24 protein-coding genes and 1 other RNA gene are annotated in these 23,691 nt (G+C 54.7%); 7 read left to right on the forward strand and 18 right to left on the reverse strand.

Annotated features, from left to right (window positions below):
• Window positions 1–99: 99 nt before the first annotated feature.
• The 5 genes from F3I15_RS12395 to F3I15_RS12415 are packed head-to-tail and all read right to left on the reverse strand — an operon-like array spanning window position 100 to window position 5,055.
• A complete protein-coding gene (locus tag F3I15_RS12395) occupies window positions 100–765 on the reverse strand; it encodes an ABC transporter ATP-binding protein (RefSeq protein ID WP_039379752.1) in 666 nt (221 codons plus the stop codon).
• Entirely contained in the window at window positions 758–1,591 is an 834-nt protein-coding gene (locus F3I15_RS12400; protein ID WP_150018122.1) for an ABC transporter ATP-binding protein, read from the reverse strand. The genes F3I15_RS12395 and F3I15_RS12400 overlap by 8 nt, the downstream gene beginning before the upstream one ends.
• Window positions 1,581–2,438 (reverse strand): ABC transporter permease, encoded by an 858-nt coding sequence (locus F3I15_RS12405; RefSeq protein ID WP_065648634.1) that lies wholly within the window; start codon window positions 2,436–2,438, stop codon window positions 1,581–1,583. The genes F3I15_RS12400 and F3I15_RS12405 overlap by 11 nt, the downstream gene beginning before the upstream one ends.
• On the reverse strand, window positions 2,435–3,487 hold the full coding sequence (locus tag F3I15_RS12410) for an ABC transporter permease (protein WP_065648635.1): 1,053 nt from the start codon (window positions 3,485–3,487) through the stop codon (window positions 2,435–2,437). The genes F3I15_RS12405 and F3I15_RS12410 overlap by 4 nt, the downstream gene beginning before the upstream one ends.
• Entirely contained in the window at window positions 3,487–5,055 is a 1,569-nt protein-coding gene (locus F3I15_RS12415; protein WP_150018123.1) for an ABC transporter substrate-binding protein, read from the reverse strand. Before F3I15_RS12415 ends, F3I15_RS12410 begins: the two co-directional genes overlap by 1 nt.
• An 801-nt stretch (window positions 5,056–5,856) precedes the next feature.
• Between F3I15_RS12415 and mgtA the strand changes: the two genes are divergently transcribed.
• Complete coding sequence (mgtA, locus tag F3I15_RS12420; protein WP_150018124.1) at window positions 5,857–8,568, forward strand: magnesium-translocating P-type ATPase; 2,712 nt, start codon at window positions 5,857–5,859, stop codon at window positions 8,566–8,568.
• Between the two features lie 155 nt (window positions 8,569–8,723).
• The gene (locus F3I15_RS12425; RefSeq protein ID WP_150018125.1) at window positions 8,724–9,401 is read left to right on the forward strand and encodes an SDR family oxidoreductase; all 678 of its coding nucleotides are present in this window, start codon (window positions 8,724–8,726) and stop codon (window positions 9,399–9,401) included.
• A gap of 14 nt (window positions 9,402–9,415) precedes the next feature.
• Here F3I15_RS12425 and F3I15_RS12430 read toward each other — a convergent pair whose 3' ends face one another.
• Together F3I15_RS12430 and F3I15_RS12435 are read right to left on the reverse strand one after the other, a co-directional pair.
• On the reverse strand, window positions 9,416–10,075 hold the full coding sequence (locus F3I15_RS12430) for an epoxyqueuosine reductase QueH (protein WP_065648639.1): 660 nt from the start codon (window positions 10,073–10,075) through the stop codon (window positions 9,416–9,418).
• Between the two features lie 121 nt (window positions 10,076–10,196).
• Window positions 10,197–10,553: a hypothetical protein gene (locus F3I15_RS12435; RefSeq protein ID WP_150018195.1), complete on the reverse strand. Its 357-nt coding sequence runs from the start codon at window positions 10,551–10,553 to the stop codon at window positions 10,197–10,199.
• Between the two features lie 925 nt (window positions 10,554–11,478).
• Here F3I15_RS12435 and F3I15_RS12440 point away from each other — a divergent pair.
• A complete protein-coding gene (locus tag F3I15_RS12440; RefSeq protein WP_150018126.1) occupies window positions 11,479–12,411 on the forward strand; it encodes a restriction endonuclease in 933 nt (310 codons plus the stop codon).
• Window positions 12,412–12,537: 126 nt separating this feature from the next.
• On the opposite strand, the gene F3I15_RS12445 is transcribed toward F3I15_RS12440, so the two are convergent.
• From F3I15_RS12445 to F3I15_RS12470, 6 genes are read right to left on the reverse strand one after another with little or no spacing between them, the layout of a single operon-like run.
• Window positions 12,538–14,850, reverse strand: a complete 2,313-nt coding sequence (locus tag F3I15_RS12445) for a primase-helicase zinc-binding domain-containing protein (RefSeq protein ID WP_150018127.1) — start codon at window positions 14,848–14,850, stop codon at window positions 12,538–12,540.
• Window positions 14,851–14,864: 14 nt separating this feature from the next.
• Window positions 14,865–15,206 (reverse strand): DUF5375 family protein, encoded by a 342-nt coding sequence (locus F3I15_RS12450; RefSeq protein ID WP_150018128.1) that lies wholly within the window; start codon window positions 15,204–15,206, stop codon window positions 14,865–14,867.
• Window positions 15,193–15,459: a hypothetical protein gene (locus tag F3I15_RS12455; RefSeq protein ID WP_150018129.1), complete on the reverse strand. Its 267-nt coding sequence runs from the start codon at window positions 15,457–15,459 to the stop codon at window positions 15,193–15,195. The genes F3I15_RS12450 and F3I15_RS12455 overlap by 14 nt, the downstream gene beginning before the upstream one ends.
• A complete protein-coding gene (locus tag F3I15_RS12460; RefSeq protein ID WP_150018130.1) occupies window positions 15,456–15,983 on the reverse strand; it encodes a host cell division inhibitor Icd-like protein in 528 nt (175 codons plus the stop codon). The genes F3I15_RS12455 and F3I15_RS12460 overlap by 4 nt, the downstream gene beginning before the upstream one ends.
• A 13-nt stretch (window positions 15,984–15,996) precedes the next feature.
• A complete protein-coding gene (locus tag F3I15_RS12465; RefSeq protein WP_150018131.1) occupies window positions 15,997–16,245 on the reverse strand; it encodes a hypothetical protein in 249 nt (82 codons plus the stop codon).
• Window positions 16,242–16,499, reverse strand: coding sequence for an AlpA family transcriptional regulator (locus F3I15_RS12470; protein WP_150018132.1), 258 nt, complete (start codon window positions 16,497–16,499; stop codon window positions 16,242–16,244). The genes F3I15_RS12465 and F3I15_RS12470 overlap by 4 nt, the downstream gene beginning before the upstream one ends.
• Window positions 16,500–17,028: 529 nt before the next feature.
• Between F3I15_RS12470 and F3I15_RS12475 the strand changes: the two genes are divergently transcribed.
• Window positions 17,029–17,736 (forward strand): hypothetical protein, encoded by a 708-nt coding sequence (locus F3I15_RS12475; RefSeq protein WP_223810715.1) that lies wholly within the window; start codon window positions 17,029–17,031, stop codon window positions 17,734–17,736.
• Window positions 17,733–17,981 (forward strand): ogr/Delta-like zinc finger family protein, encoded by a 249-nt coding sequence (locus tag F3I15_RS12480; protein ID WP_150018133.1) that lies wholly within the window; start codon window positions 17,733–17,735, stop codon window positions 17,979–17,981. The genes F3I15_RS12475 and F3I15_RS12480 overlap by 4 nt, the downstream gene beginning before the upstream one ends.
• Before the next feature lie 293 nt (window positions 17,982–18,274).
• On the opposite strand, the gene F3I15_RS12485 is transcribed toward F3I15_RS12480, so the two are convergent.
• The 3 genes from F3I15_RS12485 to smpB all read right to left on the reverse strand — a co-directional run bounded on the left by F3I15_RS12485 (window position 18,275) and on the right by smpB (window position 20,546).
• The gene (locus tag F3I15_RS12485) at window positions 18,275–19,465 is read right to left on the reverse strand and encodes an integrase domain-containing protein (protein WP_150018134.1); all 1,191 of its coding nucleotides are present in this window, start codon (window positions 19,463–19,465) and stop codon (window positions 18,275–18,277) included.
• A gap of 192 nt (window positions 19,466–19,657) precedes the next feature.
• Window positions 19,658–20,020: a transfer-messenger RNA gene (gene ssrA, locus F3I15_RS12490) on the reverse strand.
• Window positions 20,021–20,063: 43 nt separating this feature from the next.
• A complete protein-coding gene (gene smpB / locus F3I15_RS12495; protein ID WP_065648644.1) occupies window positions 20,064–20,546 on the reverse strand; it encodes an SsrA-binding protein SmpB in 483 nt (160 codons plus the stop codon).
• Window positions 20,547–20,706: 160 nt separating this feature from the next.
• Here smpB and F3I15_RS12500 point away from each other — a divergent pair, with 160 nt between their 5' ends.
• Window positions 20,707–21,141 (forward strand): type II toxin-antitoxin system RatA family toxin, encoded by a 435-nt coding sequence (locus tag F3I15_RS12500; protein ID WP_039379733.1) that lies wholly within the window; start codon window positions 20,707–20,709, stop codon window positions 21,139–21,141.
• Window positions 21,134–21,424, forward strand: coding sequence for an RnfH family protein (locus F3I15_RS12505; protein ID WP_039379730.1), 291 nt, complete (start codon window positions 21,134–21,136; stop codon window positions 21,422–21,424). The genes F3I15_RS12500 and F3I15_RS12505 overlap by 8 nt, the downstream gene beginning before the upstream one ends.
• A 54-nt stretch (window positions 21,425–21,478) precedes the next feature.
• Here F3I15_RS12505 and bamE read toward each other — a convergent pair whose 3' ends face one another.
• Window positions 21,479–21,829 carry an outer membrane protein assembly factor BamE gene (gene bamE / locus F3I15_RS12510; RefSeq protein ID WP_150018135.1) on the reverse strand — a complete coding sequence of 117 codons (351 nt, stop codon included), beginning with the start codon at window positions 21,827–21,829 and terminating at the stop codon, window positions 21,479–21,481.
• Window positions 21,830–22,014: 185 nt separating this feature from the next.
• Window positions 22,015–23,676, reverse strand: a complete 1,662-nt coding sequence (recN, locus tag F3I15_RS12515; protein WP_150018136.1) for a DNA repair protein RecN — start codon at window positions 23,674–23,676, stop codon at window positions 22,015–22,017.
• Window positions 23,677–23,691: the final 15 nt, after the last annotated feature.

Genomic DNA, 23,691 nt, shown 5'->3' on the forward strand with positions numbered 1-23,691 from the left:
TCCTGAATTTTTAGTGGAGTGCGCCTGAATAGAAGGTGCGCATCAATGCGCACCCTGCAGATGTGGTGCAGGCATATGCGACCCGGAACCCGTGCGCCGTTATCCCACGATCCGTCCCTGCGCCATATGCGCCGCGCGGTCGCACATATGATCGATAACATCTGGATCGTGGCTGACCAGCACCATGGTCAGCCCGTCGTTCTGTTTAAGATCGTTCAGCAGGTTGAGGATCTCCGCCTGGACTGACATATCCAGCGCCGATGTCGGTTCATCCAGCAGCAGGATTTTAGGTTCCAGCAGCAGCGCGCGCACAATCGCCACGCGCTGGCGCTGTCCGCCCGAGAGCTGATGCGGATAGCGGTTCGCCAGCGCCGGATCGAGACCCACGTGACGAAAGCCTGCGTCGATGCGGTCATCGATATTATCGCGCTTTAACAACTTCAGCGGCTCCGCCAGCGTGCGGCGCAGGCGATGGCGCGGATGCAGCGAGGCATACGGATCCTGAAACACCATCTGCACATCGCGCCGCAGCTGGCCGGTAAAGGCTTTACCGGGCTGGACTGCCGTCTGCGCCAGCGTCATCTCGCCCTGCCAGTGCGGATTCAGACCCGCCAGCACCCATAGCAGCGACGATTTGCCGCAGCCTGAGGGACCAACCAGACCAAAACATTCACCGGCAGCGACCTGCAGGGAGACGTCGTGCACCACGGTACGCAGCTCATAGCCGTGCTTATGGGCGACGCTCAGGTTTGATAACTCAATCATTCTCTCTCTCCAGCGCGGCGCGATCCAGCACCGGCAGACGTTCGCCGTGCGTCGCCTTACCGGGACGACAAGCCCACAGCGTGCGGGTATAAGGGTGGGTAGCATGAGAGAGCTGTGCGGCCGGCAGCGTATCAAGCAGCCGGCCCTTATACATCACCATCACCCGTTCGCAGTGCTCTGAAACCTGCTGCAGATCGTGGCTGATCAGCAGCAGCCCCATATTACGCTGCTCCACCAGCTGGCGGATCAGCGCCAGCACCTGGTCGCGCATGGCGTGATCGAGCGCGGAGGTTGGTTCATCAGCAATCAGCAGCTCCGGATCGGTGATCAGCGCAATCGCCAGCATCACGCGCTGACCCATACCGCCGGAGAGCTGGTGCGGGTAGCGCTTCATCAGCTGACGCGGTTCAGGCAGGCCAACGGCGGCCAGCATCTCACACACTTTCTCGCGTCGCTCAGCGCGGCTCAGCTTGCGATGCAGAATCAGCGGCTCTTCCACCTGCCAGCCGATGGTGCGCGTCGGGTTAAGCGCATATTTCGGGTCCTGCATCACCATCGCCACTTTACCGCCGCGCAGCGTGATCCAGTCACGCTCCTGCAGACGCTGAGCATCAGCACCGGCAATCTGCAGACGTTCAGCCTGCAGCTGCAGGGAGGGGGAGAGCAGGCCCATCAGCGAGCGTGCGGTGAGCGATTTGCCGGAGCCGGACTCACCGACCAGCGCCACGCGTTCGCGGCCAATCTGAAAGCTGATGTTATCCACCAGCAGCGCGTCGCCGCTGCGGATGCTCAGCCCGCGGGCATCAATCAATAACTCATTTGGCATGGCGGGTATCCAGTCGATCGCGCAGGCCATCGCCTGTCAGGTTAAACGCCAGGCTGGCGAACAGAATCGCAGCGCCGGGCGCAGCCGCCACCCACCACTGATCGAAAATCACTTTACTCCCTTCGGCAACCATCGAGCCCCATTCGGCAGTAGGGGGCTGTACGCCCATACCGAGGAAGCCGAGACCGGCAGCGGAGAGAATAATACCGCCGAGGCTGAGTGCAGCACGCACAACGGCAGTCGGCAGGCAGAGCGGCAGAATATGGCCGAACATCAGCCGCAGGCCGGTGATACCCTGCATGCGCGCGGCGGCAAGATAGTCGCTGCGGCGCAGCGCCAGCGTCTCTGCACGCGCCTGGCGGGCAAACGGCGGCCAGCTGGTCAGCGCCAGCGCCAGTGCGCCGTTCATCAGGCCCGGACCGAGCATGGCGACCAGCGCCAGCGCAATCACCAGGTTCGGTAGCGACAGGAAAATATCGGTAATGCGCATCAGCACGCGCTCGGTCCAGCCGCCGACGTAACCGGCGGTAATACCAATCAGTAATCCCACCGGGATCGTCAGCACCAGGATCAGCGACACCAGCAGCAGCGTCGGGCGCGCGCCGTAAATCACGCGCGACAGCAGATCGCGGCCAAAGCCGTCGGTGCCAAACCAGTGCAGCGCGGAGGGCGGCAGCAGGCGCTGGTTAATGGTCTGCACATTCGGATCGAACGGGGCCAGCCAGGGGGCCAGCAGCGCCATCGCAATCAGAATCACCACCAGCGTCAGGCCGATGGAGAGGGAGGTCACGCGCGCCCGACGACGACGCGGACGCACGCTTTCCAGTTCGTGAAGTTGTTGAGTCATCGGGTTCTCGGATCGGTTAACCAGGTCAGGGCGTCAGCCACGGCGTTAAGCAGAATAAAGCAGCCGCCAATCAGCAGCGTGGCGCCAAGGATAGCCGGCACATCCGCTGAGAACAGGGCGTTGGTCATATAGCGGCCCACGCCCGGCCACGCGAATACGGTCTCTGTCAGCACCGAACCTTCCAGCAGCGTGGCATAGGAGAGCGCAATTACGGTGATCAGCGTACCGGTGACGTTGGGCAGGATATGACGCAGCAGAATGCGCGTGCGGCCTGCGCCTTTTGCGCGTGCCAGTACCACATACTCTTTGCTGCTCTCTTCGAGCAGTGCGGCACGCAGCAGGCGGGTAATGCCCGCCATCGCCAGCAGACCGAGGATCACGACCGGCAGCCAGAGGTGCGCAATCGCATTACGGAACATCTCCGGATCGCCGGAGAGCCAGCTGTCGATCAGCACAAAGCCGGTTTTGGGTTCCAGCGTATAGACCCAGATATCATCCAGCTGGCCCGGTCCGGCTGACCAGTGCAGCACCGCGTAGAACAGCAGCAGGCCCAGCAGCCCGAGCCAGAACACCGGCACCGAATAGCCCAGCAGCGAAATAAAACGCGCCACGTTGTCGATAACACTGCCCGGCTTCCACGCCGCCAGCAGCGCCAGCGCCACGCCAAACACGGCGGCAAAGATCATCGCGCAGGTGGCCAGCTCAATCGTGGCCGGGAAGGTACGCAGCAGATCGGCGCTCACCGGCTGATTCGTCAGATGAGAGAGACCCAGATCGCCGCGCGCCAGATGGCTGATATAGCGCCAGAACTGCACCAGCACCGGCTGGTCAAGTCCGAGATCGTGCCGTACCTGCGCGTAGGTCGCTTCGCTGGCGTGATCGCCGGCAATCTGCTGCACCGGATCGACCGGTGAGAGGTGCGACAGCATAAAGGTAAACGCCAGCAGCCCGAGCAGCGTCACCAGCAGCGAGAGCAGGCTGGTGACAAGGCGGCTGCCGCGCTGCCAGAGTGACCGGGCGAACCCGGTCTGTGAAGCAGATACAGACATTATTTAGAGACCTGCGCGTAATAGACCATATCGGGGTTGATACCCTGCACATAGCCTTTCAGATTGTCGCGCAGCGCCACCAGGTTACGCGCCTGCAGGCCAATCACGTACGGGGAGTTTTTCAGCACTTCGCGCTGCATCGCCTGATAGAGTTCTGCGCGTTTGTTGCTGTCCGCTTCCGCTGTCGCGGCCAGCGTCTGTTTGCTCAGCTCCGGAATGTGCCAGTCAGAGCGGTAGGCGATGGTTTTGCTGCCATCTTCCGGGTTATAGGCAAATGAGGCGGCGTTGGTGTTGGGATCGAAATAATCGGCACCCCAGGCGTTCAGCGTCGCTTCAAACTGATGCGCTTTAACGCGCGTTGAGACTTCAGAGCTGAGGCCCGGCTGCACCTCAACTTTTACGCCGCCCTTCGCAAAGCTGCCCTGCAGCGCCTGAGCGATATCAAGATAAGGCGGCTGGTTGCTGGTGGAGAGCGTAAAGCTCACATTGGTCAGGCCCGCTTTCTTCAGAATCGCTTTGGCTTTTTCCGGATCGTAGCTGTATGGCGTTTCATTCAGCGCGCCCAGGAAGCCTTTTGGCAGGAAGGTCTGATGCACTTCAAACTGCCCTTTCAGCAGGTTATCGGCAATGCCTTTATAATCGAACAGATAGCGTGCCGCTTCCCATAGCGCCGGATTTTTCAGCACCGGATCTTTGCCGACGTTAAACTGAATGTAATAGAGCGACGCCATCGGGATCGCATCAGTTTTGACGCCCGCCTTGCCTTTCAGCGCGGCAATCTGGTCAGCGCCCAGGTTACGTGCGATATCCACATCACCCTGTTCCAGCAGCAGGCGGCGCGCCGCAGGCTCCGGTACGTTTTTGATCAGAATGTTCTTCAGCTTTGGCGCGCCGGCGGGAGAAGAGGGGTTTGCCGTCAGCAGAACCGCTTCATGCAGCACGACTTTGCGAATCTGATACGGGCCGCTGCCGGCAGAGTGAGTGCCCAGCCACGCATGACCGAAATCACCGTTTTTCGCATTAGCCTGGGCCGTTTTTTCATCGATGATAGAAGAGACCGGTGCCGAGAGCAGGCTCAGCACATAGGCCGGGCTGACGTTAACGTTCCAGCTGATCTGTACGTGCTGGTCATCCACCTTTTTCAGGAAGCTATCAACGTTATCTTTATTCCAGCCGAGCTGCGTCAGGATAAAAGAGGGGTCAAGATTGAGTTTAACCACGCGACCCAGCGAGAAGATCACATCTTCCGGGCGCAGCGGGTTGCCGCTGGCAAAGGTCGCATCTTTACGCAGCTCAAACGTCAGGCTGCGGTTATCGCTGCCCGGCTGCCATGAGGTCGCCAGCGTCGGTTTCAGGTCGGTCGGGTTTTGCGGATCGGACTGAACCAGGCGCTGATAGATATTCGTGAATGACTGTACCGTGGTGAGTTCAAAACCCTGCGCCGGATCGAAGCTGTCAGCATCATCGGTAGACTGTGCAATCACCAGCGTATCTTTGGGTGTGACAGCGTGCGCAGAGAAGGCGGCCACCAGCGACAGCGCTAGCAGTGAGGGAATAATTTTTTTCATGTTGTTTCCTTGCCTTAAAAAAGTAACGCGAGTTTACGAGAGCGTACCAGTGAAGAATAGTCTATTTATGGCTATGCATATGCTTTTAGGTTCTAAGACCGGCGGTTCTGTTATAAGGGTTATGGCCGCTAATAACCAGCATAGTACGCATCAGATACGCTTTTTCAGAAATGTTTCAGCCCCGGCTTTTCTTCCGATGAATGAGGCGACTGTCGCAAAGCGTTAATAGCTTGCTCAACCAAACGGCAACAAAATTTAGATAAAACGCTCATGCGCTATATTCATCTTTACTTCATTAACCGCGTAAATATAATAACGGCAATTAACTATCTGGAGGATCTCGTTGAACAGTCAACTTTATCGATGGCGATACAGGGCAAGCTGAAGCACGGATCCTTTTCCTGCTGCTTGCCACTCTGGCAAGCGGCACATTCTGTTTTCTGCAGAATGCTCCCGGACACTCAATGCTGATAACCAACACAGGTTCGCGGGAGTTATTATGTCTCTGATTTACAACGCGCTATTTCCACCGCCCCGATGCGCACGCTGATCCTCAGCGTGCACCTGTCTGCTGCGCGTTAAACCTGACTGCGCATTTTCAGTCAGGTATTACGCCACACAAATTCACTGGCTCACTTTTATCTGGTGCGGGATCGTCACGCTTTTTATTAATTAAAAGCGCGTCATCTTTTTGCCCGATAATTGCGGGTTCAGCGTGCTGATTAATTAGCAGGCTCTCTCTGCTTATTATGCGTCTGGCGCAGGATAGCGCCTGCCTGAATAACACCATCGGGGTGTCACATGAATAATATGAAATATAATCTGCAGCGGAATAACCGGAAAAAGGATCTGCAGTCGCCGCTTTACCGGATTGAACAGGAAGCGGGCTTTACCGCGGATGAAACGCTGGTACGGCTGTGCAGCCAGGCTTCCGGCCTGACCGAAGAAGAAGCCGCTGCGCGCTTGCACTACTATGGCCCTAACGAAGCGCTGCACGCTAAAGCGCCGCCGGTGCTGCTGCAGCTGCTGCAGGCGTTCAGCAATCCGTTTATCTATGTGCTGATGGCGCTGGCCGTCGTCTGTTTTTTCACTGACTACTGGATACCGCGGCAGCGGGGCGAAGAGAGCGATCTGACCGGTATCGCAATCATCCTCACCATGGTCACGCTGAGCGGACTGCTGCGCTTCTGGCAGGAGTTTCGTACCAATAAAGCGGCGCAGGCGCTGAAATCGATGGTGCGCACCACCGCAACGGTGGTACGACGCTCCTCACTGCAGGCGTCGCCGGTGCGCAGGGGAGTGGATACCGGCTCACTGGTGCCGGGCGATATCATTTGTCTTTCCGCAGGCGATCTGGTGCCGGCCGATATTCGCCTGCTGGAATCGCGCGATCTGTTTATCAGCCAGGCGATCCTGACCGGTGAGTCGCTGCCGGTGGAGAAATATGACATCACCGATCATGTCACCGGTAAAGCGGCCGGCGCGCGTGAAGCGGGAAGGTCGCTGCTGGAGATCGGCAGCATCTGCCTGATGGGGACCAGCGTAGCCAGCGGCAGCGCAAAGGGGGTGGTCGTCGCCACCGGATGCGATACCTATTTCGGCACGCTGGCAACATCGCTGACCGGTAACCGCAGCCAGACGGCGTTCGATCGCGGGGTAAATAGCGTCAGCTGGCTGCTGATCCGCTTTATGCTGGTGATGGTGCCGGTGGTATTGCTGCTTAACGGCTTCACCAAAGGCGACTGGCTGGAAGCCTCTCTGTTTGCGCTGGCGGTCGCGGTGGGCCTGACGCCAGAGATGCTGCCGATGATCGTCAGCTCTAATCTGGCAAAAGGGGCTATCGCCATGTCGCGGCGCAAGGTGATTGTAAAACGCCTGAACGCGATTCAGAACCTGGGCGCGATGGATGTGCTGTGTACGGATAAAACCGGCACCCTGACGCAGGACAACATTACGCTGGCACAGCACGTCGACTGCGCCGGGGTGGAGAACAGCCGCGTGCTGATGCTGAGCTGGCTCAACAGCCTTTACCAGAGCAGCACCGCGAATCCGATCGATCGCGCCATTCTGCACTATGGCGGCGCGCGCCTGGGCAGTGCGGTCAGCGACGCGTGGAGCAAAATCGATGAGCTGCCGTTTGATTTTGTCCGGCGGCGCGTGTCGGTTGTGGTACGTAACCGCCGGCTTAACCAGCAGCTGCTGATCTGCAAAGGTGCCGTTGAAGAGATGCTCAGCATCGCGGTGGCAGAGCGTGAAGGCAGGCTGATTCAGCCGCTGGATGAGGCCCGGCGCGCGGAGCTGCTGGCGCTGGCGCACGGGTATAATCAGCAGGGTTTTCGCGTGCTGCTGGTGGCAAGCCGCGTACTTAACGAGCCGGGTCTGCAGCAGGCGCTGAACGTTGCGGATGAGCAGAACCTCATTATAGAAGGGCTGCTGACGTTTCTGGATCCGCCCAAAGCCAGCGCCGCACCGGCGGTCAGCGCGCTGCGCGATAACGGCGTCGCGGTAAAAGTCCTGACCGGAGATAATCCGGTGGTGACCGCGCGCATCTGTGCAGAGGTGGGTATCGACAGCGGCGCCATCGTAACCGGTGAGCAGCTGGCGCAGATGAGCGACGAGCAGCTGGCGCAGGCTGTGCAGCAGAGCGCGGTGTTTGCCAGACTCACGCCGCTGCAGAAGGCGCGCATTGTGACGACGCTGCAGCAGCAGGGGCATACCGTCGGTTTTCTGGGCGACGGCATCAATGACGCCCCGGCGCTGCGCGCGGCCGATGTCGGGATCTCCGTAGACAGCGCGGCGGATATCGCCAGAGAGTCCTCCGATATCATTCTGCTGGAGAAAGATCTGCTGGTGCTGGAGGAGGGGATCATCAAAGGGCGCGAGACCTTCGGCAATATCATCAAGTACCTCAACATGACCGCCAGCTCTAACTTTGGCAACGTGTTCTCGGTGCTGGTCGCCAGCGCGTTTATTCCGTTTCTGCCGATGCTGGCGATCCACCTGCTGATTCAGAACCTGATGTATGACATCTCGCAGCTGGCGATGCCGTGGGACAAGCTGGACAAAGAGTTTCTGCAGAAGCCGCGCCGGTGGGACGCGCGTAATATTAAACGGTTTATGCTGTGGATCGGACCGACCTCCTCTCTGTTCGACATCACCACTTTTGCGCTGATGTGGTATGTGTTTGCCGCGAATACGCCAGAGATGCAGTCGCTGTTTCAGTCGGGCTGGTTTGTCGAGGGACTGCTGTCGCAGACGCTGGTGGTGCATATGCTGCGCACCCGCAAAATCCCGTTTATTCAGAGCCGCGCCGCGCTGCCGGTGCTGCTGACCACCGCCTGCGTCATGATCGCTGGCGTCCTGCTGCCGTTCTCACCGCTGGGGGCCAGCGTCGGGCTGACGCCGCTGCCGTGGTCCTACTTTCCGTGGCTGGTGGCGACGCTGTGCGGTTACTGCCTGGTGGCGCAGGGCATGAAGACCCTCTACATCAAACGTTTTGGTCAGTGGTTCTGATCTGCAGGAGGAGCGATGAAAAAGCCGGAACTGACAAAGGTGGTCTGCCATCTGGTGTTAATGATGACGGTGATTACCGTGCTAACGTTAGTGTTACGTTAGTTCATCGCGGGCAGCATACGCTGCCCGTTTCGCTATCTGTCCGGGAGAAAGGTATGAGCCAGTCACAACGCGCGTTGATTATCGGTGCTTCAAAAGGGATCGGGCTTGCGGTGGTACAGCAGTTTTTACAGGCGGGCTGGGACGTGACCGCCACCTTCCGCCGCACGGCGGTATCATACCAGCACGAGCGGCTGCGCTGGCTGGCGCTGGATATCACCGACGCCACGGCGCGGGCGACGCTGCTGCAGCAGTTACAGGGTGAGCAGTTTGATGCGGTGCTGATCAACGCCGGCATCTTTGGCCCGGATGCGCAGCAGCTGCAGCAGGCAGAGGATGCGGAGCTGAGCGAGCTGTTTCTCACTAACGCGGTAGCTCCGGTGCGGCTGGCGGAGGGCCTGCTGCCGCTGCTGCGTGATAAGCAGAGCGTGGTCGGGATCACCACGTCACAGCTGGCGAGCCTGAATGAAAACCGCGTCGCCGCGATGCCGCTCTACTCGGCCAGCAAGGCGGCACTCAATATGCTGAGCCGCGCGCTGGCAAAAGAGATGCGACCGCAGGGAGCGACGCTGCTGTCGCTGCATCCGGGCTGGGTGAAAACCGATATGGGTGGCGAGAACGCCGATATCACGGCAGAAGAGAGCGCGGCAGGGATGGTTACCCAGCTGCAGCGCTATCGTGGCGAGGGTGGTCATCACTACCTTGATTATAAAGGTGACGCGCTCGCCTGGTGATGATTCGGGCCGGTTTACGCGTCGTCAGGCGCGTAATACTGCACCCCGATCTCAATGCGTTCGCGGCCGCCGGCCACGCGGTGACGATTGGTATCGCGCAGTGAATAGATGCAGCCGCAGTACTCCTGCTGATAGAAGCGCTCGCGCTTGCTGATCTCAATCATGCGCGACGAGCCGCCGCCTTTACGCCAGTTAAACTCCCAGTAGAGCATATCCGGATAGTGCGCCGCCGCCCGCACGCCGCAGTCGTTGATCTGCTTCATATCTTTCCAGCGTGAAATCCCGAGCGAACTGGTGATCACCGGAAAGCCGTGCTCGTGCGCGTAAAGCGCGGTGCGTTCAAAGCGCATATCGAAACACATGGTGCAGCGTACGCCGCGTTCCGGCTCCCACTCCATGCCGCGCGCGCGCTCAAACCAGTTATCTTTGTCATAGTCAGCATCCACAAACGGCACGCCAAACTGCTCAGCAAAGCGGATATTTTCCTCTTTGCGCAGCTCATACTCTTTCAGCGGATGAATATTCGGGTTGTAGAAGAAAATGGTGTAGTCGATGCCGGAGGCGAGCATCGCTTCCATCACTTCGCCGGAGCAGGGCGCACAGCAGGAGTGCAGCAGCACTTTATTGTGTCCGCCGGGCAGCGGCAGCGGCTGACGTGTGAAGGTTTCAGACATAAGTAACCGTTAAGCTTGCAGAGAATAGGCGTAGTGTAGGGAGTTATGGTGCCGGATGCAAAATGCGGCAGCGGAAAAACAAAAAGGCCGCAGAGCGGCCTTTTTATCACAGCAGTGCAGCTTACTCGCTGACTTTCTGTTTCAGATCGCTGGCACCTTCTTTGGTTTTGTTCCAGCCTTTCTGTGCGCCTTCTTTGGTCGCATCCCAGCCTTTCTCAGTCCCTTCTTTGGTCTTGTTCCAGGTTTTCTGGGTGCCTTCGCTGACTTTGCTGGTCATGCTGTCGCGCTCGCCCTGTGCCGCGTGCTTCGCTTTAAGACGCTGCTCTTCGCCCTGATGCTGTGCCTGATGCAGTTTCTCTTTCGCGGTATTAGCGCCAGCCTGAGCGTTAGCGACCGTATCGTCAGTTGCGTGTGTGGTAGCCGCAAACGCGGAAGAAGCCAGCAGGAAAGCAGATACAGCAATAATGGTCTTTTTCATCATAGTCCCTCATTTAACGTATTTGGTGATATGAGCGTAGTTAAGAGTGGCACATTGAGCAACGTTGCGCTCCAGGATAAAACTGTAAGTGAATGAAAACGTATTGAGGGGTTAGGTCAGCTGTGAAAACAGTCGCAGGGGATTGTTGCTCAGGGGCGGGTTTTCAAATGATGAATGCAGGTTTTTAGGGTGATTTATTGTTTGGATGGGTGGGGGAGCCGTATGGGGGGAAGTGAGTTAGAGAATAAGGTGAATGAGCTGTACGGTAAGTCTGGGTTGGTAAGCAGTAGGTGCAAAACCCTGTGGGGATTATGTTGTAGGGGCTTTCGGGTCCGCTGGCGGAATCTGAATTGGTATTGCAACTTTATGAAATTATTTGTTTTTAGCCAATTTAGCTTTGTATCGTGTACCTAAACGTGTACCAATTATTGGATCTCACTCCTCGGAACGAAAGGGCAAGGATAACGAATGCCTGGCGTTAAATCCAAAATAAAATGATTTATGATAAAAGTGTTCACACTGTTCACTGTTGTTTTTTATGCATAAAATTCAGTGCCTTAGGCGGCGAATGACTTCAGTCGGGATGTGCACTCGTATGCACTACATGTGATCACCTTTGATTTGAACCAGCATAATCGGTATGCCAGGCAAAGTAAGTGAGGACTTAATGGTCAATTTATCTATATATTTTCTATATGAATCAACATAATGCGATTAGAGGGAGGGATGAAGACGGAAGGTTTTGTCAAAAATCGTTAAAGAACAAATCATGTTATTCCTTTTCATATCAGAGTAAAATTAAGTTACAGCATAAAATTCAAACAACGGAAACTATCACAGATAAATAATTACCTTGTGTGACAATTCGGTTTGGATGCAATCTAACTGTAAATTTTTATGACTCGCTTTTAATAAGGATTTTAAATTGAAGAAACTATTTTCTTGGGCCATAAAAAACGGATGGAATATTTTTAGTTGTATTGGTGTTTTTGGTACGTTCTATTTCTCTCTAATATATGTTCCAGGCTATGTAAAGGAAATTAATACAGCAAAGATAAACATTACTCATGAAAGCTTGATAAATGATGTTCAGGAGTTGCTCTTTTATGATAAGAAGTTATCGATTGGTGACATAAATTCACTTATTAAAGGTAAGGAGCTTGAACAGTCTTCACATTATCCATTTACATCTGATGAGCTTTTATTGCAAGTGCAAGATCGATTTGTTACTAATAAATTCATACCATTAGAGAAAAGAGAATCTCTAATTGAAAAAATTAAATCTATTCGTTCTTCTTACGTTCCCCCGAAGAAAAACGATGATGGATGGATTGACCAAACGTCATTGATAACTTTTTCATCATCAATGCTAGGTTTGATTGCAACACTGGTTGGTGCATTAAGTATTTTAAGAAAAAATAGAATCGATAAAGAAACAGAAATTGACATAGTCCCGACTGATATGATTTCTGGCAATAGAGGCACTAGTACAACTCAACTAGAGTTTGAAGAGGCTGTAGGTGAGGTTCTAAATGATATTGGCGAGGTGATTAGCTCTCATATGGATGGTCACGATCGTCGTTATGACTTCGAAGTAAGCGTGAAAAATAAAAGCTATATAGTTGAAGTGAAAAGTTATAGAAGGTTGCTGGGGTTAAGCACTGCCCAAGATTTCATACATGAAGTAAATCGAACGGGTAAAAGAGGTGTGCTAATTGTCAGCTCAGGGTTTACAGAAAGAGTAAGGAAAATTATAAATGATCACAATAAGATGAATGAAGATCATAAAATATATCTTATTGCCGCTGATAATAAGAGTAACCTTAGAGATAAATTGCAAGAGGTTCTGGTGGGTTGATTGTGATTGAAAGTTGAAATAAGTTATAGAATTTTTTATTTTTATATTTTGTTGGTTATTTATATACAATAAAGTGAAATTGCATTAAATAAAAAACCGGCCTAGGCCGGTTTGTGTTTGACTGATTTAAAGGGCGCATGCTGGCAGCCAATCTGCCTTGCTGTCTTCATGTAACGTCAGATTGGTTTGTATGCCGTTGTTCGTTCGACGTTTGAGAAGTACGCGCTCATACTCTTTTAGCGTCTGTGGTACAGCCTGCCCGAAAGCCGTCAGGCTGAGCGGGTGTTGATGCCCACGCGATTCCATAAATGACAGATACGCATGATAGAGATAGCGCTTCGGGTTAATCGGGCGAATATTGGCATTGCCGATGAACAGCCCGTTCGGCGTGCTCAGTGGCATCAGATAGCCACAGAAATCGACCAGTGGATCGGCCTGTCGCTTTATTTCCAGCGCTTCGCCGGATGACTGCTGAGCCTGTAACAGGTCGCGCGCTTCGTCTGGTGACGTGAAGCGCTGCATTAGATGACGAACTATCACGGCCAGCTCAACGTTGATTTTATCCAGTAACTGCGGGTCGCGCTCTTTAGCCGGTATCACTTCCGGGAACGTCAGGATTACCCGGCGACGCGATACTCCACCGCTGCGATCGCTGAAACGCATTGGATTGTTATTCACGGCAAGAATCACCGCCGGAATATGTGTTGAATAGGCATCGCGATACTTGGGATCGATAGCTACCGCATCGCCGCCAGTAATCGCCTTGATCCCTGCGCCGTCGCCGCTCCATTTCTCCTGATCAGGTAGAATAATTAGCGAAAATCCGACCACGCTGGCGCGTTCCCGTGATGATTCCAGCGTATCGATGGTGGCTGACGTGGTGTTATCGCGGCCAGCGAGCAGCGTGGCGATTGAGGCTAATACGCTTTTCCCGCTTCCACCAGGACCTGTTACCTCCAGGAACATCTGCCAGTCATAGCGGTTTGCCAGCACCATAAATAACGCCGCGAGGATGCGCTCCTGCTTGTCGTTATTGTGCCCGGCCGCCCGCGTTAACCAGCGGTAGAAGTTCGGCGCGTGGTCTGCGAGATTTTCACCGGGGCGCGGCGCGGAGTAATCAACGCTGTTTACCGTGCGCAGCCAGTTCTCGCGGCGGTGCGGGCTAAAAGAGCCGTTCGTCGTATCAAATACGCCGTTACGAAAACCAATCAGACGGCGTGCCGGTTCACCCATTTGTGGCACCATTAGCTTGAGCGTATCAAGTACGCTGCCGATTCCGGCTGCTGAAAACGGTGCGCGCACCTTCTGAAACAGCGCGGCGATCTCACGGCGAAGCATCTGCACCGGCATCACCTGCCAAGCGCCGTTATCATAGCGGCAGATTTCCTCGCCTACAGGCGGCACGGCCAGCGCCTGCCCGTAGTGATCGACCAGCAGCTCAGCTTTTTCGCTGGCGCTCATGGCTTTGAGATCGGCCTCGCTCACCGACTCAAATGGGCTTGGCTTGTGAGGTTGAGTGAAGGCGGTAAGTAGAGCCTGCGTCGCGATGTCGCCCTGTGCTTGCCAGACGTCGTTCCAGTCGCCGGTTTTTGGCGGTAAAGCAGCCTTACCTTTGCACGCCTTCGCGGCTTCATCTGCCTTTAGTTGACCAGTGCCGTTTTCATCGCGATCGGCGGCAATCAGCATCAGCGCATCTGGATTGGCTTTACGCAGCTGTGCAGCAAGTGACGGCAGATTATTCGCGCTGAGCGCAATATAAACCGGCTGCCCGGTCAGGCGCTGAACCGTCAGGCCGGTTGCGTAACCCTCGGTGAGCCACAGCGTTTTGCTGTCAGATTTGCCCGCAAGGTGATAAGCGCCTTTCACCTGTCCGCCGGGCAGGGTGCGCTTGTCGCCAGCCGCGCTGATAAGCTGAACGTTGACGGTATTGCCGGTTTCGTCGGTAAGCGGGACAAGCAGATCACCGGCTACAAAAGCGACACCACCACAGCGCAGCCCGGCACCAAGCGTTAACGCATTAGTGCTGTGCAGCCCTTTTGACAATAAGTAGGTGTTATCCGTGCGGCTGACGGCGGCGGCGATCAAATTTTGCGCCCGTGCGGCGGCCTCAGATTGTGCGACGGCTTTATCAACAGTGTTCACCGGTGCTTTTGATACTGGTGGAAGCGCGCCGAGCATATCGGCGATTTTGATTGCCGCATCTTTGGCACTGACGTCGAGCGCCTTTTCAACCAGATTCAAACCGTCACCGGCTCCGCACTGATTACAGTGCCACGTCCCGCGCCCGTCCTGATTATCAAAGCGAAAACGATCTTTACCGCCGCAAACCGGGCATGCGCCATGTTTGCCGCTGGCATGAATGCTGATGCCGAGCGCGGGCAACAGCTGCGGCCAGAATCCGGCGGCCGCCTTTACCGTGTCAGAGACAATATGTTTCATCTGCTCGATCTCCCTTAGTGCAACGTGGCGCGGCGGGTTGCGGCAAGCTGGCTGCAAAAAAGTTCATCCATCATGGTTGCGCCAAGACGCGTCAGGCGCGGCGGCGAGGTGAGCAGGTCAGGCTCAACCATATCGCCCAGCATGGTGCAGGCCATTTCCATTCCGGCTTCTGCGCCGTGGCGACGCACGTAGAATCCTTCCAGCTCAAGCGCGATGGTCATCTGTAGCTCGTCGAGCGTTGCCGAAACGGTGATGCCCAGCATTTTGCAGGCGTTGAGATAACCCTGCGCCAGCGCGCGACGGTAAACGGCAGTGCAGACTTCAACAGGTAAGCAGGAATTATTAGCGGTCATCATGGCGAGCCTCCGTGGCGAACATAAGGGATTCACAGGTTTCAACAACTTTGCCGAGCTGGTCGGTGAGAAGGGCGACAACCGAAGCAAGCGCTGCACCGTCCGGCAGGCAATCACGATTACTTGAGCTGTTAATAGACTCGAACATGTCGAGCACGGTAACTCCGACTAAATGTGCGTGCTGCAAACGTAGAAAGTCCGCGTGTGGGATAGGGTAGGTGTCGTTGTTATTCAGGCGCTGAGAAAGTGTGTTCATGCGATCACCGCCTTTACCGGCAACCGGCCAGCAAAACTCAGAACATAGTCGCGAACGAATTTGGCACGGGCTGTGCGCTCGTCTTTTGCTGCACAACGCAGCATGCAGGGACGGGCAGCGTGATCGTTGCGGAGCACGGCGGCAAAAATAAAAATGAATTCAGGGTAAGAGGCGGCAAGAACCATCGTCATGATGACAATCTCCAATAAGTAGCTATAACAGCTACCACCAGAGTTCCTACGCTCAAGGGTGGTAGCCCAGACGGGGGTAGGAATACCGGCCTTATTGGAAACCGGCCAGCCCGAAGGCTGCCCCGCCTGAGCCACCATTATTTTGACGGCACAACGGCATAAGAACCGCTGCGCTAAAAAATGGCGCACTAAGGCAACGACGTAAAAAAACACGCATGGCGCGTGTTGTGTCGCCAATAAGTAACTCGGGTTCCTACGCCCGGCTGCCGATTTTGCGGCAGCACGAAAACTGTATAACGACCGCTCGCCAGAGAAAAGGCTTTTTTTATTCATTGGCGTGTTTTCCTTAGCAATCGGTCAGGACTTGATCGGACTGCTGCGGAATTGATCGGCGTTCGCTGTCAGCTTTGCCCGTTATGTGATTTCTTGATTGCGCTTTTTTGCTTAGAACCGAAATATGGCCGTGCATCCCGCTGTTAAAAGCAGCTGAAGTAGGTGGCTTATCACTAAGCGCGTTTGTGAGGCTTTCAGCGATGAGGGTTGCTTCATCTTTAGTTAACGGAAATGAGCGGATATCGAAATTTAGGGTGATCATGCTGTACCTCCAGCACGATGAGCGATACGCGTCTGCATCCAGCCGTCGATCTCTAACGCCGACCAGGCAACGTTTTTACCGCCAAGGGAAATTTGCGCAGGAAACTGCTCACGGCTGATTAAGTCATAAATGGTCGAGCGTGACAGGCCACAGGTGTTGATCACTTCTGGCAGGCGCATAAAGCGATCACGAGGATAAAAAATCTCTCCAGTGACAGGCGCTGCAAGAGATAAAGAGGATGAAACTGCGTGCATGGTGTTACCTCATAATGAATCCGGCCGGTGCTGCCCGGTTCCGGGTGTGTCTTTTGGTAACTCCCTATTTTGAGAATATTTTTCCCGGTGTAAACAACCCCATTTTTGCCTGTCGGTGAGCAAAAATGGGTCGCGTTTGCCCGTATCGGTCAATATCCGTCAATATCCACCAATATCCACCAGCAGGCAAAAATCAAACAGTTATTTCTGGTCAGGAAAGAGTTATTGAAAGGAAAAAACATTCAATAAAGCTCGCCAGAAAAAAGGCTCTTAAAAGCAGGGTGAACAGTGGTGAACACCCGGTGAATAGTTGACCTTGAAGTGTTCACCCCTTTAATTACTGTATTTATTATATTTTTCCTTAAGGTGCAGAGTAGTGAACAGTTTTATATAAAACTAAAACCTCAATGCTTCTTCAGTAGCTCTGATGACCGCTGTCCGTTGGCCAATGAGCAGACAGCAAGAGAATGTTTTGTCCTGTGGTACACGGCAGAATCACCTCATCCTTTACAAAAGACGGAAGATGACCATGACACAGGCAGACCAGATGAAGCAGCACGCACAGAGCGTCACCACGGCCAGAGAGGCTCACGCCGCGGAGATGAAATCCTACAACGCCACATGCAACGACATTACACGCTGCGAACAGGAGCGGCAGGCGGCCATTGAGGCCGGTAAGGAAGCGGAGAGCAACTGGCGCGCGCGTTTTCGCAGCTCACGGGGGAAACTGACTGACGAGCTTAAGGCCGAACATAGCCAGCGCATCGCCAGCCGCGAGCTGGCCGGGGAGTTCACCGGCCTGATTGAGGTGCTGGAGCTGGATAAGCAGAGCAACATGCTCTCATGCTGTGCGACCGGCAAGCGCCTGGTTGAAGCGCATCGCAGCGCCCTCAATGGCATTGCAGACATTTACTGGAAGTCAGCCCTGCGCTGCGTCAGCCCGAAGCTGCTGCACGCTCTGCGCTTAAGGATGCTGGCCCGGTCGCCCGAGGAGAACGACAACGAAAAGCCGGAACAGTACGTCGCCCGGATTATCGGTGAAGAACTAATAAAGCTTGCGAGCCGCGTGAGCGATGCGCAATTGCTGGAAGACCCGGAGCTTGCGCAGGTCGGCCTGCATCGCCCGGCGCTTACGGGCGTGGATATGAACCTCTATGGCAGCCCTGCCAGACGCATGCAACTGGGGGCAGAACTTAAAGCCCGCCGTGAGAAGCTTGAGCAGGAGCATCGCTCATGATGCACTGTCCATACTGCAAAAGCCCGGCGCATACCAAATCCAGCCGCTACATGTCTGAGCAGGTGAAGGAACGTTATCACCAGTGCACCAATCTGGATTGCTCCTGCACTTTCAAAACGAATGAAAGCATTACCAAAGTTATTACAGCGCCACCACAGGAACCGGTGGAAGATATCGCGCCGGTTATAGCCAAAGAACGTCAGACGCTGGGACGATATGGCTCAGCGTTTCGAAGTATTAATTAATCCCTATGGCCGCTGCTTAACCAGCGGCTTTTTTGTATCTGCCATTAGCCGTTTTAAAGCCTTTTTTCTGGCAAGCCGGTTTGTAAAGAGCCGTGCATGCTTAGAGTGCATGGATCTGCATGCAAAATCATGCGTTAGCGGGATGTGTTGAGACCACACAAGGCGCGGCTTGAGTGGCTTTATGCACCTGCATGAAAAACGATACATAAAGCGGGCAGGCGTGGCGGGGATAGCATTGCGCGCTGGCCTCGTTGTGTAATTCTTGGGCGCAATTGGCTTCCTTTCAGGTTGAGCTAACTTTTATAGGTAAAAGTGCCCCACCAACTCATCATGTCTTTACGTTGCTCAAGATAAGTTGAACGGTTGTAGGCTCTCCTCACTTCGTTTTTATCGCTATGTGCAAGTGCTGACTCGATAACATCAGGATTAAAACTGGCTTCATTAAGTGCTGTGCTCGCTATGGAACGCAGACCATGAGCAACCAACTTACCGCCATAACCTATTCGCTTTAATGCAGCATTCGCAGTTTGGCTATTCATTGGCTGTTTGGGATCGTTTCGGCTTGGAAAAACATATTGCCGGTTGGCGCTTAGAGGCCGCATAACCTCAAGAATATCGAGAGCTTGTTTCGATAAAGGAACGACATGTTCGCGCTTGGCCTTCATGCGCTCCGCTGGAATAACCCAAAGGTTTAAATCGAAGTCGATCTCTGCCCACTTCGTTCCAGAGGCTTCTGAAGGCCGCACAAGGGTAAGAAGCTGCCACTCAATTAAACAGCGAGTCGTGATTGAGAGATTGGACATAACTAATGAGCGCATTAGCTTTGGCAGTTCTTCCGGTCGTAATGTTGGCATGTTCTGTTTTTTTGGCCTTTCGAAAGCCATACCAACGCCCGAAGCAGGATTCGCGTCAATCAACCCTGTGTTGACTGCAAAAATCATGATCTCGTTAATGCGCTGCACTAACCGGCGAACAGTTTCCAGTGCGCCGCGAGCTTTAATCGGCTCCAATGCTTCAACGATCGTTCTGGCCTTGAGTGCCTGAACAGGAATCTCACCAATCATAGGGAAGATGTCCTTCTCCAGCGATCGCCAAATATCCTTCGCGTAATCCTCGGTGACGCTTTTGCTTTTGAGCTGGAACCACCTTCCGGCTACAACTGAAAAAATGCTATCCAGTTCGATTTGTCGTTGTTCTGATACTTCTTCTTGCTGCTTCTGCGGATCGATCCCCTGCGCAAGCAGCGACAGATATTGGTCACGCATTTGGCGTGCGACAGCCAGCGTCAGGGCGGGGTAAGAGCCTAGGCTCAGATTTGTGCGACTACTACTATTTGGTCGCTGGTAGCGGAAACGCCACAGCTTTTTACCCGAAGTTTTGACGAGCAGGAAAAGTCCGTCGCCATCGTGCAGCGTGAAGTCTTTCTCTTGAGGCTTAGCTTTGAGGATTTCATTATTGGTAAGTGGGCGTGTCATCCGCGCCATGACTGGTTTCCATCCATAATTGGTACACGATTTTGGTACATCTTATAACGTGTACCAATTCGTGTACCAATTTTCACTGGATTCAAGCGGATCGTGTCGGAAGTCTATAGACACAAAAAAGCCCGCAAGGCTTGTGCCGTGCGGGCTTTCAGGACTTCTGCGGATGGCTCTGGAACCATCTTTGAAGAATTTTGGTGGAGCTGGCGGGAGTTGAACCCGCGTCCGAAATTACTACACCGTCGGTACTACATGCTTAGTCGGTCTTTACATTCGCCTGGCAGCTGCGGACAGACACGCCACTGACAGACTAGCCTGATTAGTTTTAACGCTTCAACCCCAGGCAGGGCATCCACGCGATCTCTTTTGGGTTTGACCTCTCTTGATCCCCGTCCTAAGAGCGGAGGCTAGGGAGAGAGGGCTCTAAGCAGGTTATTAAGCTGCTAGTGCGTAGTTTTCGTCGTTTGCGACTATTTTTTTGCGGCTTTTTACGAGGCAAACCGCCCCTCGGCATGCACCTTGGGTTTCGCGAATCCCGTCGAATCCAGAATCAGCCCCAAGTTGTTAAACTGTAGCGCAAATCTATAAAAGAATCCAGTGCTTAACGGCTGGCGCTCTTCATAATTCGTGCTTTATCCATCTTCCACTCGCGATCTTTGATATCAGAGCGCTTATCGTGCTCTTTCTTACCGCGTGCGACGCCGATTTTGAGCTTGGCCCAGGCGTTCTTCCAGTAGAGCGAAAGCGGTATGATGGTATAACCGTCGCGGTTAACGCTGCCAAACAGTGAAGCGAGTTCGCGCTCTTTCAGCAGCAGTTTGCGGGTGCGCGTAGGGTCGCATACCACGTGCGTTGAGGCACCGATCAGCGGCTGGAACGTGGCGCCAAACAGAAACGCTTCGCCGTCGCGCAGCATGATATAGCTTTCGCTGATATTGGCTTTACCGGCGCGCAGTGCTTTAACTTCCCATCCCTGTAACGACAGACCCGCTTCGAACTCCTCTTCGACGAAGTATTCGTGGCGCGCGCGTTTATTGAGGGCAATGGTGGCTGAACCGGGTTTGTGAGCTTTTTTCTTTGTCATAGTGCGGCGTAGTCTACATTACTCAGTTTGTGGGCGCATCCCCATGTCCTGCGGGGCGGTAAAAAACATCCTATTTTAGCACAGCTGGCAAAAGCATGAATTTTTGTTTAATAGCCTAAAATGGTACAATTCAATGGTTTTGTGACCAACAGGAACCCTTATGGCTCAGATTAGCCGCTCAGCGCTGGTTCCCTATAGCGCTGCACAGATGTACCAGCTTGTGAATGACGTGGATGCCTATCCTGAATTTCTTCCTGGCTGCACCGGCAGTCGCGTGCTGGATAACAGCGGTCATCAGATGACCGCTGCGGTCGATGTCTCAAAAGCGGGCATCAGTAAAACCTTCACCACGCGCAATACGCTGACTGATAACCAGAGCATTCATATGCAGCTGGTTGATGGCCCGTTCCGTAAGCTGACCGGCGGCTGGAAATTTATCTCGCTGGGTGATGACGCCTGCAAGGTTGAGCTGAGCCTCGACTTTGAGTTCACCAATATGCTGGTTGAGATGGCATTCGGGCGCGTGTTTAAAGAGCTGGCAAACAGCATGGTGCAGGCGTTTACCCAGCGTGCCAAAGAGGTCTATCGTGACTAAGATCCGCGTGGAAGTGGTTTATGCGCTTCCGGATAAGCAGTATCTGCGCGAGGTTACGCTGGAGCAGGGCGCTACGGTAGAGCAGGCGATAGAGGCATCGGGCCTGCTGCAGCTGCGCCGGGATATCGATCTGGCGCAGAATAAAACCGGGATTTTCAGCCGGCCGGTTAAGCTCGGTGATACGGTTGAAGAGGGCGATCGGGTTGAGATCTACCGGCCGCTGATTGCCGATCCGAAAGAGCTGCGCCGCCAGCGCGCTGAGCGTGCCGCCACAAAGAAATAGCTGACGTTGAGCATTAAAAAAGGCGCCCGGGGCGCCTTTTTTGCTGTCGTCAGCTTAACTGTTTTTCTGACCCGCGAGCCGCGGCTTGTTATCAATATTCGTCAGGACTCCGCTGCGATCAAACGTCAGCGTCAGCGTCTGCTGCTTCACGCGCTCGTGACCAGGTTCCTGGCGGAAAATGTAATACCAGACGTTGCTGCCAAAGGGATCGTGCATCATCGGGGTGCCCAGCGTATAGGCTACCTGCTGCTGCGTCATGCCGGTGTGGATCTTGGCGACATCGTTAGCGGCCAGGTAATTCCCCTGATTAATATCCGGACGATAGACAACGCGCTCCAGCATGGAGCATCCGGCGGTTGTCATCAACATTACCACTGCCGCAGCAGTCAGCGTCTTAAAGCGCATCTGTACATTCCTTTTTTCGGGCCAAACGCCTTTCAGCAGGCAGTTTTGTTGCCATTACATTCTGAACTCTGCACGCGGCAGGCTTTTATTATGGCGATATCACCGCCGATGATAATAGACCTTTTCCCGGTTGGGAACCTCTACAGAGCATGCATATGACCATCAGGCCGGAAAAAAGTGCGGTCTCAGGCTGCTAAAAGTTCTTTGGCGTTCGCCAGCGTATTACGCGTGACTTCGCTGCCGCCCAGCAGACGTGCCAGCTCCTGCAGACGTGACCGCTTATCCAGCGGCTGCATATGCGTTTCTGTCATCGCACCGTCGGTCTCTTTGCTGACAAAGAAGTGCTGATGACCGCAGCCTGCAACCTGCGGCAGGTGCGTTACACACATGACCTGCGTCGACTCACCCAGCTGACGCAGCATCTTGCCTACGACAGCAGCAGTAGGCCCGCTGATACCGACATCCACTTCGTCGAAAATCATGGCCGGGGTTTCCATTTTCTGCGCGGTGATCACCTGAATAGCGAGCGCGATACGCGACAGCTCACCACCTGAGGCGACTTTACCGAGCGGCTGCAGCGGCTGACCAGGGTTGGTTGTCACCCGGAAATCGATGCGGCTGGCACCTTCGGCCGTCAGCTGATCGGGATTAAACTCCAGCACAATCGCAAACTGCCCGTGCGGCATCGCCAGAGTACGCATGCTTTGCGTAATGAGATCGCACAGCTCATGAGCGGATTTTTCGCGCTGATGATGCAGCGTTTCAGCGCAGGTAATAGCGGCTTTGTGATGCATCACCACGTCGTGCTGCAGGCTCTCCTGATCGCTCTCCTGCTGCGACAGCAGTTCCGCCTCTTCCAGCAGCTGCTGATGCAGAGCCGGCAGCGCTTCAGGGGCAACGTGATGCTTGCGCGCCAGCGCAATCTGCCGCGACAGCCGCTGCTCCAGCTCGTAAAGTCGATTAGGGTCAAGATCGAGACGTTCGCAGTAGTGACGCAGTTCGTCGCTGGCTTCGCTCAGCTGAATCGCCGCTTCTTCCAGCAGGTTAAATACGCCGCTGACTTTATCATCCAGAGAGACCAGTTCGCTGAGCATGTTGCGGGCGCTGTAGAGCAGGCTCTGCAGGTTGGTATCTTCGCCGTCGGCAAGGATATGCAGCGCCTGCTGGCTGGTAGAGAGCAGCTGCCCGCTGTTAGCGAGACGCTTATACTCTTCATCAATCTGCTCATATTCACCCGCCTGCGGAGCAAACTCGTTCAGCTCTTTCAGCTGATACTGCAGCAGCTCGCGGCGCGCTTCACGCTCCTGCGACTGCTGCTGATGTTGCGCCAGCACACGGCAGCTGTGATGCCAGCGCTGGTAGTGCTGACGCATCTCCGTCAGCAGCCCGTCATGCGCCGCGTAAGCATCGAGCAGGTGCTTCTGGTGATCGGTTTTCAGCAGCAGCTGATGCGCGTGCTGACCGTGGATCTGAATCAGCAGCTGGCCCAGCTCGCGCAGCTGTGAGAGCGGTACGGCCGTGCCGTTGATGAAGCCGCGCGAGCGGCCATCCGCGCTGATAACGCGACGCAGCAGGCACTCATTACCGTCATCCAGCTGATTATCGACCAGCCAGCGCTGCGCTGACGGCGATGATTTCAGCTGAAAGCGGGCACAGATATCAGCCCGGCTTGCGCCCTGACGCACCATATCCGCTTCCGCCCGTCCGCCGAGGCAGAGGCCCAGCGCATCAATGGCAATAGATTTACCTGCGCCGGTCTCACCGGTGATCGCTGTCATACCGCGATGAAAGTCGATCTCAAGCTCACGAACGATTGCGAAGTTACTGATGGTCAGTTGTGCCAGCATACAATCACCTGTATA

The organism is Pantoea sp. M_9 (assembly GCF_008631385.1).
Lineage (GTDB): Bacteria > Pseudomonadota > Gammaproteobacteria > Enterobacterales > Enterobacteriaceae > Pantoea > Pantoea eucrina.

Coding starts and splice junctions, on each gene's coding strand:
- bamE (WP_150018135.1), bottom strand. CDS start 21,829: ATGCGCTTTAAGACGCTGACTGCTGCGGCAGTGGTAATGTTGATGACA.
- F3I15_RS12430 (WP_065648639.1), bottom strand. CDS start 10,075: ATGTCTGAAACCTTCACACGTCAGCCGCTGCCGCTGCCCGGCGGACAC.
- F3I15_RS12475 (WP_223810715.1), top strand. CDS start 17,029: ATGACACAGGCAGACCAGATGAAGCAGCACGCACAGAGCGTCACCACG.
- F3I15_RS12435 (WP_150018195.1), bottom strand. CDS start 10,553: ATGAAAAAGACCATTATTGCTGTATCTGCTTTCCTGCTGGCTTCTTCC.
- F3I15_RS12465 (WP_150018131.1), bottom strand. CDS start 16,245: ATGATCACCCTAAATTTCGATATCCGCTCATTTCCGTTAACTAAAGAT.
- F3I15_RS12450 (WP_150018128.1), bottom strand. CDS start 15,206: ATGATGACCGCTAATAATTCCTGCTTACCTGTTGAAGTCTGCACTGCC.
- F3I15_RS12395 (WP_039379752.1), bottom strand. CDS start 765: ATGATTGAGTTATCAAACCTGAGCGTCGCCCATAAGCACGGCTATGAG.
- F3I15_RS12415 (WP_150018123.1), bottom strand. CDS start 5,055: ATGAAAAAAATTATTCCCTCACTGCTAGCGCTGTCGCTGGTGGCCGCC.
- F3I15_RS12445 (WP_150018127.1), bottom strand. CDS start 14,850: ATGAAACATATTGTCTCTGACACGGTAAAGGCGGCCGCCGGATTCTGG.
- F3I15_RS12410 (WP_065648635.1), bottom strand. CDS start 3,487: ATGTCTGTATCTGCTTCACAGACCGGGTTCGCCCGGTCACTCTGGCAG.
- F3I15_RS12400 (WP_150018122.1), bottom strand. CDS start 1,591: ATGCCAAATGAGTTATTGATTGATGCCCGCGGGCTGAGCATCCGCAGC.
- F3I15_RS12500 (WP_039379733.1), top strand. CDS start 20,707: ATGGCTCAGATTAGCCGCTCAGCGCTGGTTCCCTATAGCGCTGCACAG.
- mgtA (WP_150018124.1), top strand. CDS start 5,857: ATGAATAATATGAAATATAATCTGCAGCGGAATAACCGGAAAAAGGAT.
- F3I15_RS12480 (WP_150018133.1), top strand. CDS start 17,733: ATGATGCACTGTCCATACTGCAAAAGCCCGGCGCATACCAAATCCAGC.
- F3I15_RS12460 (WP_150018130.1), bottom strand. CDS start 15,983: ATGAATAAAAAAAGCCTTTTCTCTGGCGAGCGGTCGTTATACAGTTTT.
- F3I15_RS12405 (WP_065648634.1), bottom strand. CDS start 2,438: ATGACTCAACAACTTCACGAACTGGAAAGCGTGCGTCCGCGTCGTCGT.
- F3I15_RS12470 (WP_150018132.1), bottom strand. CDS start 16,499: ATGCACGCAGTTTCATCCTCTTTATCTCTTGCAGCGCCTGTCACTGGA.
- F3I15_RS12425 (WP_150018125.1), top strand. CDS start 8,724: ATGAGCCAGTCACAACGCGCGTTGATTATCGGTGCTTCAAAAGGGATC.
- F3I15_RS12485 (WP_150018134.1), bottom strand. CDS start 19,465: ATGGCGCGGATGACACGCCCACTTACCAATAATGAAATCCTCAAAGCT.
- F3I15_RS12455 (WP_150018129.1), bottom strand. CDS start 15,459: ATGAACACACTTTCTCAGCGCCTGAATAACAACGACACCTACCCTATC.
- smpB (WP_065648644.1), bottom strand. CDS start 20,546: ATGACAAAGAAAAAAGCTCACAAACCCGGTTCAGCCACCATTGCCCTC.
- recN (WP_150018136.1), bottom strand. CDS start 23,676: ATGCTGGCACAACTGACCATCAGTAACTTCGCAATCGTTCGTGAGCTT.